General features: G+C 64.4%; 14 protein-coding genes. 2 read left to right on the forward strand and 12 right to left on the reverse strand.

Annotated features, from left to right (window positions below; translation table 11 throughout):
* Positions 1 to 24 precede the first annotated feature (24 nt).
* Positions 25 to 1,254 (reverse strand): beta-ketoacyl-[acyl-carrier-protein] synthase family protein, encoded by a 1,230-nt coding sequence (locus PY254_RS07660; protein ID WP_281014863.1) that lies wholly within the window; start codon positions 1,252 to 1,254, stop codon positions 25 to 27.
* The gene (locus PY254_RS07665; protein ID WP_281014865.1) at positions 1,254 to 1,526 is read right to left on the reverse strand and encodes a phosphopantetheine-binding protein; all 273 of its coding nucleotides are present in this window, start codon (positions 1,524 to 1,526) and stop codon (positions 1,254 to 1,256) included. Before PY254_RS07665 ends, PY254_RS07660 begins: the two co-directional genes overlap by 1 nt.
* A 65-nt stretch (positions 1,527 to 1,591) precedes the next feature.
* Here PY254_RS07665 and PY254_RS07670 point away from each other — a divergent pair, with 65 nt between their 5' ends.
* Together PY254_RS07670 and PY254_RS07675 are read left to right on the forward strand one after the other, a co-directional pair.
* Positions 1,592 to 2,662, forward strand: coding sequence for a GNAT family N-acetyltransferase (locus PY254_RS07670; protein WP_281014866.1), 1,071 nt, complete (start codon positions 1,592 to 1,594; stop codon positions 2,660 to 2,662).
* The gene (locus tag PY254_RS07675; RefSeq protein WP_281014867.1) at positions 2,655 to 3,536 is read left to right on the forward strand and encodes an arginase family protein; all 882 of its coding nucleotides are present in this window, start codon (positions 2,655 to 2,657) and stop codon (positions 3,534 to 3,536) included. The genes PY254_RS07670 and PY254_RS07675 overlap by 8 nt, the downstream gene beginning before the upstream one ends.
* A 1-nt stretch (position 3,537) precedes the next feature.
* On the opposite strand, the gene PY254_RS07680 is transcribed toward PY254_RS07675, so the two are convergent.
* The 10 genes from PY254_RS07680 to PY254_RS07725 all read right to left on the reverse strand — a co-directional run bounded on the left by PY254_RS07680 (position 3,538) and on the right by PY254_RS07725 (position 12,971).
* Positions 3,538 to 4,749, reverse strand: coding sequence for a DegT/DnrJ/EryC1/StrS family aminotransferase (locus tag PY254_RS07680; RefSeq protein ID WP_281014868.1), 1,212 nt, complete (start codon positions 4,747 to 4,749; stop codon positions 3,538 to 3,540).
* 21 nt (positions 4,750 to 4,770) lie between these two features.
* Positions 4,771 to 5,178 (reverse strand): DMT family transporter, encoded by a 408-nt coding sequence (locus tag PY254_RS07685; RefSeq protein ID WP_281014869.1) that lies wholly within the window; start codon positions 5,176 to 5,178, stop codon positions 4,771 to 4,773.
* Positions 5,175 to 5,552 carry a DMT family transporter gene (locus PY254_RS07690; protein ID WP_281014870.1) on the reverse strand — a complete coding sequence of 126 codons (378 nt, stop codon included), beginning with the start codon at positions 5,550 to 5,552 and terminating at the stop codon, positions 5,175 to 5,177. The genes PY254_RS07685 and PY254_RS07690 overlap by 4 nt, the downstream gene beginning before the upstream one ends.
* Positions 5,553 to 5,554: 2 nt before the next feature.
* A complete protein-coding gene (locus PY254_RS07695; protein WP_281014871.1) occupies positions 5,555 to 6,391 on the reverse strand; it encodes an alpha/beta hydrolase in 837 nt (278 codons plus the stop codon).
* A gap of 75 nt (positions 6,392 to 6,466) precedes the next feature.
* Positions 6,467 to 7,435: an efflux RND transporter periplasmic adaptor subunit gene (locus PY254_RS07700; protein WP_281014872.1), complete on the reverse strand. Its 969-nt coding sequence runs from the start codon at positions 7,433 to 7,435 to the stop codon at positions 6,467 to 6,469.
* Positions 7,432 to 8,193 (reverse strand): ABC transporter ATP-binding protein, encoded by a 762-nt coding sequence (locus PY254_RS07705; protein ID WP_281014873.1) that lies wholly within the window; start codon positions 8,191 to 8,193, stop codon positions 7,432 to 7,434. The genes PY254_RS07700 and PY254_RS07705 overlap by 4 nt, the downstream gene beginning before the upstream one ends.
* Positions 8,190 to 9,320 carry an ABC transporter permease gene (locus PY254_RS07710; protein ID WP_281014874.1) on the reverse strand — a complete coding sequence of 377 codons (1,131 nt, stop codon included), beginning with the start codon at positions 9,318 to 9,320 and terminating at the stop codon, positions 8,190 to 8,192. Before PY254_RS07710 ends, PY254_RS07705 begins: the two co-directional genes overlap by 4 nt.
* Entirely contained in the window at positions 9,320 to 10,744 is a 1,425-nt protein-coding gene (locus tag PY254_RS07715) for a TolC family protein (RefSeq protein WP_281014875.1), read from the reverse strand. The genes PY254_RS07710 and PY254_RS07715 overlap by 1 nt, the downstream gene beginning before the upstream one ends.
* Before the next feature lie 95 nt (positions 10,745 to 10,839).
* Positions 10,840 to 12,285 carry a sensor histidine kinase gene (locus tag PY254_RS07720; RefSeq protein WP_281014876.1) on the reverse strand — a complete coding sequence of 482 codons (1,446 nt, stop codon included), beginning with the start codon at positions 12,283 to 12,285 and terminating at the stop codon, positions 10,840 to 10,842.
* Complete coding sequence (locus tag PY254_RS07725) at positions 12,282 to 12,971, reverse strand: response regulator (RefSeq protein ID WP_281014877.1); 690 nt, start codon at positions 12,969 to 12,971, stop codon at positions 12,282 to 12,284. The genes PY254_RS07720 and PY254_RS07725 overlap by 4 nt, the downstream gene beginning before the upstream one ends.
* Between the last annotated feature and the right edge of the window lie 192 nt (positions 12,972 to 13,163).

Consider the following 13,163-nt stretch of genomic DNA (forward strand, 5'->3'; position numbering starts at 1 on the left):
TTTGCTTCTATGGTCGCGGTGCCGTCATGGTGCGCGCTTGAGCGCCAATACCGCGTTCAGTCCGCCAAACGCGAACGAGTTGCTCAGCGCGGCCCGCACGGGCATGGCGCGGGCGATGTTCGGAACATAGTCGAGGTCGCAGGCTGGATCAATCTGGTCCAGGTTGGCGGTAGGCGGTACCACGCTGTCGCGCAGCGCGCCGATCACCGCGACCAGTTCGAGCGCACCGGAGGCGCCCAGCGCATGGCCATGCATCGACTTGGTGGAGGACACCGCGAGCCGATCGGCATGCGTGCCAAACGCCAGCCGGATCGCCCGGCTTTCAGTGACGTCATTGGCCTGGGTGCCGGTGCCGTGCGCGTTGATGTAGTCGACATCCTGCGGTGCCAGTCCGGCATCAGCCAGTGCCTGAGTCATCGCCGCCGAGGAACCGTCGGCACTGGGCATCACGATGTCGGTGGCGTCAGCGGTCATGCCGATGCCCGCCAGTTCGGCAAGAATCGTCGCGCCGCGCGCCTGAGCGTGCTCCAGCGATTCCAGCACGAAGACGCCGGCCCCCTCGCCGAGTACCAGTCCGCGGCGATTGGCGCTGAACGGCCGGCAGGTGTCGTCGGCCAGCACTCGCATCGCTTCCCACGCGCGCAGCGCGCCGTAGGTCAGGCAGGCTTCGGTGCCGCCGGTGATGGCGACATCCGCCATGCCGTAACGGATCATCTGCGCGGCCTGGATGATCGCGTGGTTGGCCGAAGCACAGGCGCTGGCCACGGCAAACGTAGGCCCGCGCAGACCCCAGGCAATACTGATCTGGCTGGCCGAGGCATTGGTCATCAGCCGCACGATGCTGAGTGGATGGCAGCGCTGTGCGTTCTCCGCGTAAAGTCGGCGGCTTTGTTCGTCCTGCGTGGTTTCCCCGCCGACGCCGGTGCCCACGACCACCGCGGTACGTGCGCCCAGAGCGCGGTCGCTGAAATCGATGCCGGACTGGGTGATCGCTTCGCGTGCGGCATGCAGGGCGAATTCGGAGGTGCGGTCCAGCAGGGGCAGCGTACGTTCATCGATTCCCGTCGCGGGGTCGAAACTGGCCGGCACCTGGGCGGCAATCTTCACGCGCAGCCGGTCAGCATCCGGATGCCGCAGCGGACCAATCGCGCTGCGGCCTTCACGCAAGCCTTGCCACAACGCATCGGCGCCGCTGCCAAACGGACTGATGGCCCCCATGCCGGTGATCGCGACACGGCGCGGAAGACTGGGCATCAGTGTGCGCCTTCGCCGGCCGCGGCCTTGTTGTCCAGTCCTTTCTGCACCGCCTCAACCAGGCTTTGCACCGTGTCGCTGTCGAAGTTGGCGCCTTGCTGGTCGGGGAAGGTGATGTTGAAGTGCTCCTCCATGTCGAAGATCAGCTCGATCGCGTCCAGCGATGCCACGCCCAAGTCTTTCAGCGTCGACTCGGGCTTGATGAGGCTGACATCGACCTTCGCCTGCTTGGCGATGATCTCGAAAACTTGCTGTTGGGTCGTATCGTTCATGGCGCGGGGATTCCTGGCGGCAGGCAATATCTTGCATGAACCAGTCTAGGGACGCTCGCTTACACATGCCTTTCATCGCACAGCTCGAGCCGGACAGCTTGTTGGCTCACTTCATGGCGCATCCGCCCGCGGGTTTTGTGGCGGATTTCTCGGCGCAGGGCATGCCCGGCTTCGTGGCCCCGTTCGACCTGCTGACCACAGCCGACGACGCGCTGCGTCGGCGCATTACCAGCTTGCCGGGGTATCGTTGGTGGGGCGGTCTGCTGCGCTGGCGCACGCGCTTCGCCGGCAGCACCGTTTGTGAATATGCACCCTTGCCCGCCGCGGTGGCACCCGCTGCGCTGGCGCAGGGATTGAAACAGGCCTATGCCGGTGACTGCCGCTTGCTGATCGTCAAGGACATTGCACAGGACTCACCGTTGCTCGGCGAGGCCGACAATGCGTATGCGCGCGAATTCACCCGCGCCTGCGAGGCACAAGGCTTCGTGCTGCTGGAGGGCCAGGCGCTGGCCTGGGTGCCGATCGACTTTGACTCGAACGATGACTACTTGGCGCGGCTGTCTTCCGGTCGGCGCAAGAACATCAGGCGCAAGCTGCGCTCGCTGGCCGATCTGCAGATCGAGGCGGTGCCGACCGGTGATGCGCGTTTCGCCGATGAGGCTACGCTCGCCGCGTTCCACGCCCTGTTTGACAACGTGTACGCGCAAAGCGAAACCCATTTCGACCGGCTCGGCGCGGCGTTCTTCCGGGCCCTGCTGCAGGATGCTGCCAGTGGCGGCGTGGTTTTTGTCTATCACCACGCCGGGCAGATGATCGGCTGGAATCTCTGCTACGAACACGGCGGCAAGCTGATCGACAAGTACGTCGGCTTTGCCTACCCGCAGGCACGCGAGCACAACCTGTACTTTGTCAGCTGGATGCACAATCTCGACTACGCCCTCCAGCGCGATCTCACCCATTACGTCGCCGGCTGGACCGATCCCGAAGTGAAGTCCTTTCTTGGTGCCAGCATGACCTTCACTCGCCACGCGGTGTATGCGCGCAATCCGCTGTTGCGCGTCTTGCTGCGCCGTCTCGGCAGCCACTTCGAGAGTGATCGACAATGGCAGGCCGCGAAGGAGTCGGCGCATGAGTGAGATTGCCAACCGCCCGGTAGTACTCGACATCGATCGCTCGGTGGGGCCTCTGCGTGATCGTCTGGTGGTGCCGCTGGAGCATTGGCAGGAGTCACTCCGCTTCGCTTGCTCGCTGGCAACCATGCGCCGCTTCGCTGTGGCGCTGGACGAACTGCTGCCGGCAGACCACGGTACCGTGTTCCTGGGCAGCGGCGATTTCCATCACCTGAGTTGGCCACTGATCGCCCGTCTTCCTGCCGACCGTCCGTTTCAGGTTGTGGTGCTGGACAACCATCCCGACAACATGCGCTTTCCGTTCGGGGTGCATTGCGGCTCCTGGGTGCGCAAGGTGGCGATGCTGGCGCAAGTCAGTCACGTGCATGTGCTTGGTATCACCTCGACCGATATCGGCAGTGGCCACGCGTGGGAAAACTACCTGACACCGCTGCGTCGACAGAAGCTCACTTACTGGAGCATTGGCGTGGACACCGAGTGGTCGCAACGGCTCGGCCTGGCGCACGCGTTCCGTAATTTCGATACGCCCGAGGCGATGGTCGATGCGTTTGTCGACTCGCAGCGTACGCAGACGCTGCCGAGTTATCTGTCGATCGACAAGGACGTGTTCGCGGCTGAGGTAGCTCGCACCAACTGGGATCAAGGCCGGCTGCTGACCCGGCATGCGCTGAGCATGATCGACAGCCTGCGTCACGGCCTGGTGGGCAGCGATATCAATGGTGAGGTGTCGCACTACCGCTATCGCAGCTGGTGGAAGCGCCGGTTGTCCGCGATGGACGAGCAGCCAGAGATCGATCCGGCGATGCTGGACGAGTGGCAGGCGCAACAGCATGCGCTGAACCTGCAACTGCTCGCGGGAATTGCTGCGCGTTCGGTGTGACTCAGCGCAGCACGGTTTCCAGTACCCCACAGATCGCTTCGAAATCCGCGTCGTTCATCCACGGGCTGTTGCTGATGGTCAGGCTGCGTGAGGCGAAGTCACGTGCATGCGGTACGTCCGGCGTGGGCACAAGACCGCCGAGGTAGGCGTAGTCGGGCAGGGCATGGATGAAGAGGCGGCTGACGCCATGGCCGGAGGACCACAGTTCGGTGAGCGCGGCATCTCGCCGTTGCGGGTCGGGCAACAGCAGCAGGAAGAAGGGCCAGGCGCCTCGGGCATCGGCCGGATCCTGCATCACGCGGACGCCGTCGATGCCACGCAGCCGAGGCAGGCGCCGCTGTGCCAACACCCCCCGTTGTACGTCGAAATCCGGAAGTCGTGTTGCTGCATGCGTTCCTACCGCCTGTCGCCAGCGGCCGACACGATGCAGTGGAATCGTCAGCGGGAAATCATCACCGACGGCGGTGACCGGATCACCACGTCGCAGCGCGCGACGCAAGGGACGGCCATACGCGAGTTGCAGGCCGCCGGGGCGATACAACGCTGCGTAGCCAAGCAACTCGATGCTGCGCTGACATTCCCGGATGACACTTCTCGGCACGATGCGTGCCGAGGTGTGCGCCAGCTGTTTGCGCAATGCCGGCTCACGCGCCAGCAACAGGCCGCCTTCATAGATCGACAAGCCTTTGCCGGCGGCAAGGCTGAAAAAACTAACGTCGCCGCCCATGCCGACACTAACGCCATGGTGGCGTGCGCCCAGCGCCTGCGCGGCGTCCTCGATGACGTACGCACCGACGAGGCGGGCCACGGCAAGCGCATCCTCGACATCGGCGACACGGCCAGCCAGATGGGTGGGGATGATCGCCAGCGTATGTTCGTCGCAGACCGCGCGCAGTGCGGCGGGATCCATGTCGTAGTGATCGGGGCGCAGATCACACAGCTGCAATTCCAGCCCGGCCTGATGCACCGCGATGGCGACCAGCGGGCAGGTGAAGGCGGGTGCCACTACGCGGCGACGCGCAGGTTGCAATTCGCTCAGCGTGATCAACGCGATCAGCAGGCACGCGGTGCCGGAGCATTCCAGTTGCAGCGGCGGCGTGCCGAGCTGCGCGGCAATGTCGGCAGCCAGCGTCGGTGCACCCGGTCGCAGGTCGCTCAGCCGCAGCGGCAGTCCGGCGGTGGGTGGCAGTTCGTGTTGGCGACGGGGCAGCATGCGCGCAGCGTAGCGGAGCGCTCAGGCTTGTGCCGGAGCGGACTCTTCTTCCGGTACTTGCTCGCGGCTCTCGGCCAGGCCCAGGCACACGATACCGGCGACGATGGCGATCGCGCCCAGCACGCGGGCAAGCGTGAGGTGTTCGTCGAACAGCCAGATCGACAACAGCATCACCGACACCACTTCCAGGTGCGAGGCGGCGAACGCGGGCCCGATCGGCGCATGTTTGAGCAGCGCCATCCAGGTGAAGAACGCGCCCACGTAACCGACGACCGCGCCGTAGACCCAGGGCTGGCCGAACACACGCAGCACCCATGCGACGCTGGCCTGCACCGGCAACGCCTGGGTGCCGGCGTACTTGAAGCTGATTTGCGCCAGCGTGTCGAACACCATCAACAGCAGGAAGCCAAACAGGTAGAAGCGCTTCATCCGGCGACTCCCACGATTACCACGCCGAGTGTCACCAGGCTGATGCCGATGACCCGAAGCCGGGTCAGCTTTTCACCGAACAAAAACCGTCCGGCAATCATGATCGCCACGATATTGATCGAACCGAGCAACACACCTTCGGACAGCGGAATCAGCGAAAGAAACGCGATCCAGACCAGAAATTCGATCACGTAGCAGCCCACGCCGAGCCATAGCCAAGGCCGCGCAGCCATGTATTTCCAACGCTCCAGACCGTCGCCGGCATGCTGATCCCCGGCGGCCGCCTTGAAGGCCAGCTGGCCCCCGGTATCGAGGATGACGTTGAGCAGCCACAGGCTGGCGACCAAGGTTGAGAAGGCACCGGTGGAAGGCATGCTCAGGCCGCGGCGCGCTGGGCATCGCTGGCTTCGGCGATGCTGCCGAAGAAGGTTGCCGAGCGCTCGATCAGGGTGCGTCGTTGCTTGTCGATGGTGATCATGTGGTAGCTGTCGTCGAGCAGCAGCAGTTCGGTGGGTGCGTTGACTTCACGCATCACCAGTTCAGCGTTCTTCACGCTGGCCACATCGTCTTCGCTGGCGTGGGCGACCAGGCAGGGCGAACTTACCTGCGGCAGTTGGCGTCGCACGTCAGCCGCGAGGCCATACATTTCGGCCAGTGAATACCACGGGTTGCCGGGCAGGCCGGCCGCGGCGCTGTCGCCGCTCAGCATTGCCGTGCTGACCTGGGCACGCAAACGCTCGTCGCGGATGCCGTAAGGCGGTTGCTCCATGAAGCTGCGCCCGCGCCCGATCCCGACTTTCTTCAGCAGCGGCAGCAGGAACGACAGCCGCGCCATGCGCGGGATGCTCCAGCCGTCGTAGCGGAAGGTGGCACCGTAGACACCGACGCCGGCGATCTGCTGCGGCCGGTCCGCTGCCAACTTCAGTGCCAGCAGCGCGCCCATCGACAGGCCGCCGACAAACAGATGGTCGACCTTGGTGAGCATGGTGTCGGCAGCCGCTTCCACGCTGGCGTACCAATCGCGCCAGCCGGTGGCGAGCAGATCGTTGGCATCGCCACAGTGTCCGGCCAGTTGCATCCCGTGTACGGTAAAACCGGCCTTGTTCAGGCCCTTGCCGAGCAGGCGCATTTCCATCGGCGTGCCGGTGAGGCCGTGGATCAGCAAGACGCCGCTGCGGCCACCCTCGAAGAAAAAGTCGGTTTGCTGGATCACGCGGTTGCCTGAAGAAGTGAGCGGTCGCCGAATCGCGCCGGCGGTTGCCCCGAATGATCGCCGATGGCGGTTTCCTCAGTCTTTCGCTGGCGCCGTGGCGGGGGCTGCCTTGGTCGGCGTGGTACCGGCACCGAAGCGTACGATCACCCGTTGGCCGATGCGCAGTGACTGCGGTTGGTCGAACGCGAGTACGCACTCCACCGTGCGGGCATTGGCGCGCACCTGCGGATCGTTCTCCAGTGAGGCGGGGCCGTAAACCTGACCAACACGCAGGACATGGGCAGGCCACGGGGTGGGGTTGCCGGCGCTGTCGGCGACGACTTCGGCTGGCATGCCGGGGTGGATGGTGCCGACAAAACTCTCGTTGAGCTCGGCGCGCACGATGCGTGGCTTGTTTGGCAGCAGCACGAACAGCGGTCCCGAGCTGGGCGATATGCTGGCTCCCGGTTGCGCCGAGACGTGTATCACCTCGGCGTCGAACGGTGCGACCAGGCTGCGCTGCTTCACTTCGTAGCGGGCCTCGTCCAGCTTGCCGCTGGCGATGTCGATGGCGGCACGGTTGGTTTGCCGATCCGCATCGAGCAGGGCGGCGGCTTCGCGGGCATCATCGGCGCTCTGACCATCGCCCGCGCCCGCAGCAGCTGCAGCCGTCAGGCGCTGCGCGCGCTGTTTCGCGGCGGCCAGCTTGATATCGAGCAATCCTGCCTGCGCGCGTGCCTGTTCCAGTTCAGCCTGGGCGCTGGCCTGTGCCAGCTTGGCTGGCTCGGCATCCAGCGTGGCTAGCAGTTGCCCCTTGCTGACATGCTCGCCTTCATGCACGGCGACGGTGGACAGAACGCCTTCGCGCGCCATGGTCAGATTCAGCAGGCCGCCTTCGATGTCGATCCGGCCACGCGCGACGGCCGCGTAAGCGGTTGGCTGGGCAGCGTCGGATTTGGGTGCCTCGCCGGCAGAACACCCGGCGAGCAGCACGACCATGACCAGCGCCATGCAGTGATCAAGTTGGATGACGTGTCGCAATGAATGAAATACGGACGGCTTCATGGCGAAGTTCTCTGGGGATCGATGACCGTCGCCGAGTTGCGGCGGTCGCTGAGGATGCGGCCATCTTCCATCGCTAGTACCCGATCCGCGTGGACGACCAGCCGCGGATCATGGCTCACGCACAGCACAGTCGTGTCGTGGGAGTGGGCGATCCGATGCAGGATGTCGATGATGATCTGGCCGTTGGCGGCGTCAAGCGCGCTGGTCGGTTCGTCGGCGAAAAGCAGCTGAGGTTGCTTGGCCAGCGCGCGGGCGATCGCCACTCGCTGCTTTTCGCCGCCGGAAAGTTCGGACGGGCGCAGTTGCATGCGATGGCCCAGGCCAACTTCTTCCAGCGACTGTTGTGCGCGCTGGCGCGCCTCGCTGCGGGTGAGCCCCATGTGGTTTAGCGGCAATTCAACCTGCTCGAACGCGCTTAGCGCGGGGAACAGGTTGAAGCCCTGGAACACGAAGCCGGTATGTTGCAGGCGGAAGCGTTCGCGCGCACGCAGGTCAAGTTGGCCGAGGTCGCTGCCGAGCGCATGCACGCTACCACTGTCGACTTGCTGCAGTCCGCTGAGAATCGCCAGCAGGGTGCTCTTGCCGCAGCCGGAAGGCCCCGAGATCAGGGTCAGTTCGGCCGCTTCGATGCTCAAGCTCAGGCCGTCGAGAACCTGCGTGCGCTGATGGCCGGAGACGAAGGCCTTGCTGACTTCGCTTGCCTGCAGTGCCGGCGAGTGCGCCGTTTCGGTGAGATGGGAAGACGGCATCGTGTTCATCGCAGCAAGGTTGCCGGATCAGCGCGACGAAGGCTGCGCATCGCTGCAAGTCCGGATACGGCGGCCAGTCCCATCACCAGTGCGATGCAAGTCAGCGCGGCCGGGATATTCAATACCACGGGCACATCCTGGCTGCGCGCCAGCAACAGCAGCACGATTCCAAGCAGGCTGGCGCCGAGCAGGCCGAGCGCGCCAACCCAGAAGGCTTGTTCCAGCACCACCTTGCGCAGCGCACTGACGCCGACACCTAACGCATTGAGGGTAGCGTATTCGCGCACCGAGCCGTTGACGGCGGCGATCAGCGTCTGGCTGGTGATCACGGCGCCAACCAGGAAGACGATGCCAGCGAGGAACATGACACCGGCACCGGCGCCGGTGTCGAACAGCCAGTAGCGAACCGAAATGTTCGCGAAGTCGCTGGCGCTCCACGCGGTGTAGGGGCCAAAGGAGGTCGTGCCACGCAGGCGTGCAGCCACTGCGTTGGCTTGGGTGGGGTCACGCAAGCTGGCGACCAGATAAGTGGGGCCGTTGTCGGGGAGGTCATTGTCGAGTCGTCGTGCGGTGTCCAGCGAGCACAACACGTTTACGCCGCCCAGACCGCGCAAGCCGCTGCTGATGCCGACCACCCGCACGCGTTGACCATTGATGGTTGCCATCTGACCGATGCCGACACCCAACTGGTCCAGTGCGGAACGGTCGACGATGATCGCGTTGGGTTCGGCCAGTCGTGCGCGCATGGCCGGTGGCAGGACTTTGGCGAACATCAGGCCGTCGGCGGCCGGATCGATGCCGGAGACGTAGACCGAGACGCCGCCCGTCTCGCGTGGTCCGCGCCAGTCGCCGTCGACCCACAGATAGGGCTCGACTCGCTGCACCTGCGGGTCCATCAGCATGCGCGATTCGATATCGGCATCGATCGAGCGGCCAAGTCCCACGCTTTGCGTGCCGGGGTAGCCCACCCAGACGTCACCCGCCGAGCCGGTGACATACAGGCTGGTGCTGCCAAAGATGCCAAGTACCAAGGCGATCTGCAGCAGTTGCAGCAGGCCGGCAAAGCCGACCGCCAGCATCGCCGGAAGAAAGCGCCGCCACTCGTAGATCAGTGTTTTACGGGCGAGCGCGACCATCAGTGCTGTACCTCGTCCGGATCGCCAGCAACCGGTAGCGGGGCGCCCCCGAGTGCCTTGAACAAAGCGACGTACGCGAGGTCGTGAGCGGCGCGAGCGTCCGCCAGATCGAGCGCAGCCTGATCGACGACCACGCGGCTTTCGTTGCGATCAAGCGGGCTGGCCAACTGCAGGTTCACGCGAGTTTGCACGGCCTTGTCGGCGCGTTGCAGGGCCTGCCATGCAGCCAGGCTATATTGCTCTCGCAGTCGCTGTTGCTGCACGCTGCCAAGTGCGGTTTCCACTTCGCTCACGCCTTGCAGCACCGCCTGTCGATAAGCCAGCACACTGGCTTTCAGCTGATGGTCGCGGGCGTGTTGGGCAGCGAGCCGAATGCCCCAGTCAAACAACGGAATGCTTATCTCTGGCCCGAACGAGTCAATCGCGTTTGGCGTGCTGGTATGCTTGCGGTTGTTGTCGATGTCAGTGGACCAGTTGATCGAGCCACCGAGGCCGATCCGTGGAAAACGGTCGGCGTGGGCGATGGCCAATTCGCCGGCCGCGGTCAGGACCTCGGCCTCGGCACGTGCGATCTCCGGCCGGCTGCGCAACATGTCGGCTGGCGTGCTGTCAACTTTCCAGCTACCCAGCTCCGGTACGGGGGCCGTTTGTAGCCAAGTGGGGTCTGGATGGTTCTGCCCCAGAAGTGCCGCTAGTTTTTGCGCGCTGGCGTTGATGGCTGTTTTTGAGGCAGCGAGTGCCGACCGGGCCTGTTCGAGTGCTGCCTGTGCGCGGTTCGATGCATCCGGTGCTGCAAGCTGCAGACGTTGCCGCGCTTGCGCCAGCTGCAATGCATCGCGGCGCGCTGCGCTGATATTCGCCAACAAATGTTCCTGTTGCTGGGCAGTGCGCAGGTTGATCCATTCGCGCACCACCTCAGCCACTAGTGTTACCCGGACAGCGCGCAGGTCCGCTACGCCGGCGTCGAGTTGGCCCTGCGATTCGCGCCGGGTGCCTTCGGCACGGCCGAACATTCCCAATTCCCAGCTCGCATCAAAGCCGACCAGGAAGTAGGAAGCGCTAGCATCCGGGTCGATTACGTCGTTGGTGCTTGCGCGTAACGACGGCAGATAGTGGTCGCCTGAGCGCTCGTGCATCGCACGCACCGCGCGCAGGCGCTCGATGGCCTGGGCCAGATCCAGATTGCCTGTCAGTGCACGCTGGACCATCGTGTCGAGATCAGAATCGTGGAAATTGTGCCACCAGCCGTTGAGGTCGGTGGGCTGCACCGTACTGGCGGCAATCTGATGTTGCCATTGCGCCGGTATCGGTGGCTTCAGCTGTGGGACGGGTGCGGCACAAGCGGCGAGCACGCTGCAGGCGGCACCTACCAGCCAACTGCGCCAATGTATCTTCCTGGTGGCCTTGCTCAGACGATGTGACACGGGGTACTGATTTCCATGGCGACGTTCCAGTGAAGCTATCTGATTGTCTCCGAGGAATCTTTCTTTCCCCTGAGCCACATCGATAGACGGTGCAATCATGCCTTATAGCTGCCTTGTTCATCGCGAGCGGCAGTGAGTGTGGAGGGACTGTCAGGTACCGGAAAGTGCACCTCGACACACAGGCCTTGCGCATCGGCAAGGCGATAGCTCACCGTGGCCTGGTGCCGTTCGGCAATGCGCTGGACGATAGCGAGTCCCAATCCGCTACCATCTTCGTGGCTGCCGGCCACACGAAAGAAACGCTCGCTCAGTCGTGGCAGCAATTCGGGCGGCACGCCGGGCCCGTTGTCCTCGACGATGAGGCTGCTGCTGCCATCGGCATGTGCCTGCAGCTTGACCGTGACGATGCTGCCGCGGCCGGCGTAGCGCATGGCGTTGTCGACGAGGTTGTCCAGCAGATCGTTCAGGCTGGCAGCGTCACCGATCACCGGGCAGACTTCGCTGCCGCCTTCGTAGCCGAGATCCACGCCCGCACGGAGGGCTTCGTGCACCCGCTGTGATACGGCGTCGGGAATCATTCGGGCGAGATCGATCAGACCACGCTCATCCATATCCAGCGACGGTGCCTGCGCGCGCGTCAGTGAAAGCAACTGGGCGGCTGTGCGTGCCGTGCGCCGGGTCAGTCGCTGGATGTGCTGCAGCGCGTCTCTCATGGTTTCCGGTCGCGGATCGGCTAGCGCGTGTTCGATATGCAGGCTGAGTCCGGTCAGCGGCGTGCGCAACTGGTGAGCGGCGTCTGCAATGAAGCGGTCGTGCAGCGCGAGCATCTTGCGCAGGCGATCGAACAGCGCGTCGATGGTGCGTGTCAGGGGGCGAATTTCCAGCGGAACATCGGGGCCATCGATCGGGGTTAGCTCATGGTTGCGCGTGGCCAGTCGCGCGGTCAGTGGATCCAGCACGCGCAGGCCGCGGCCCACGCCAAACCACAGCAGTGACAGCACGCTGACGACCAGTAGCGTTTGTATCACCGTCGCCAGCAGCAGGATTTCGCGCGCCTGCTGGTGGCGGTCCCGGAAGGTCTCGGCGGAGGTGACGATCAGGCTGTCGTGTGGATCGTGGAGTATGGCGACGTGGACGGATGCGGCCCGTAGTGGCTTTCCGGCCAGTGTCGTGTCGTACAAGACGGGATGCTTTCCGATCAGTGGGACCTGTGCCGGCAGCGGAAGCTGGCCGTTCCCGGCCAACAACCCATGCAGGGTGCTGCGTATGCTGAAGTAGCTGCGGCCGCCCGGATCGTACTCGAGCAGAAAGCGCGCCTGGGGTGACAGGTCCCCACCCAGTTGCTGGTCGCCGACCATGGTTGCCAGGGTTTGTACGTCTTCGCCCAGGTCTCGGTCGTGCACCCGATTGGCATAGGTGAGGGAAATGCCATAGCTGGCTACCGCATCCAGCAAAAGCAGGACGCCCATCGGCACCAGCAACAGCAACAGCAGCCGCCCGCGCAAGCTTGGTCGGGACGAACGCGTATGCGAATGCGTCATGCGGGATCGCCCCCGAAACCATCCATTTCCTCCAGCAGATAACCCAGCCCGCGGATCGTGCGTACACCGGTGCCGCTGCCACGCAGCTTGCGGCGCAGACGGTGGATGGCGATGTCCAGGCCGTTGTCGGTCAACTCCTGGTCCCAGTCACACAGGGCGGCGACCAGCTGCGCGCGACTGGTGACGCGATCGGCGCGCAGGGCGAGAGCCTCCAGCAGGCCGAATTCGCGCGCCGTGAGTTCCAGCGGCGTTTGCTCGATCCATGCACGGTGGCCGGGCAAGTCCAGCCGCAGTCGACCCAGTTGCAGTTCCGGCTTGCCTTGACTGCTGGCACGACGCAGCAGTGCGCGCACACGCGCCTCGAACTCGGCCAAGGCGAAGGGCTTTACCAGATAGTCGTCGGCACCGAGGTCAAGTACGCGGACACGTTCGGCCAGTCCGTCGCGGGCGGTCACCACCAGTACCGGCAGGCTGGTGCCGCGCTTGCGCAATCGGCGCAGCACCTCGCTGCCGTCCAGCGCGGGCAGGCCCAGGTCGAGTATCAGCAGGTCATATTCATGGTCGTGCAGGGCTGCGTCGGCGAGATTGCCGCGCGACACGTGGTCGATGGCATGCCCGCCATGGCGCAGTGACGCACAGATGCCTTCGGCGATGTCGGAGTCGTCCTCGGCCAGAAGAATACGCATCGGGATACTCCGGGGGTGCTATGACGAGGCATCAGGTTCCGCATTGAATTGCGGCTTATCATTGCGAATGATTCGCGTTTACTGTCTAATGAACTGACCGGGTAGCCGGAATGCAGTGCTCTGCAGCCTGCCACCGCGTTCATCCAGACCCCTACTCCTTGTCGCAGTTCCCCGAATTGGCCGGCGACGCGA

Source organism: Rhodanobacter sp. AS-Z3, assembly GCF_029224025.1.
Classification (GTDB): Bacteria; Pseudomonadota; Gammaproteobacteria; order Xanthomonadales; family Rhodanobacteraceae; genus Rhodanobacter.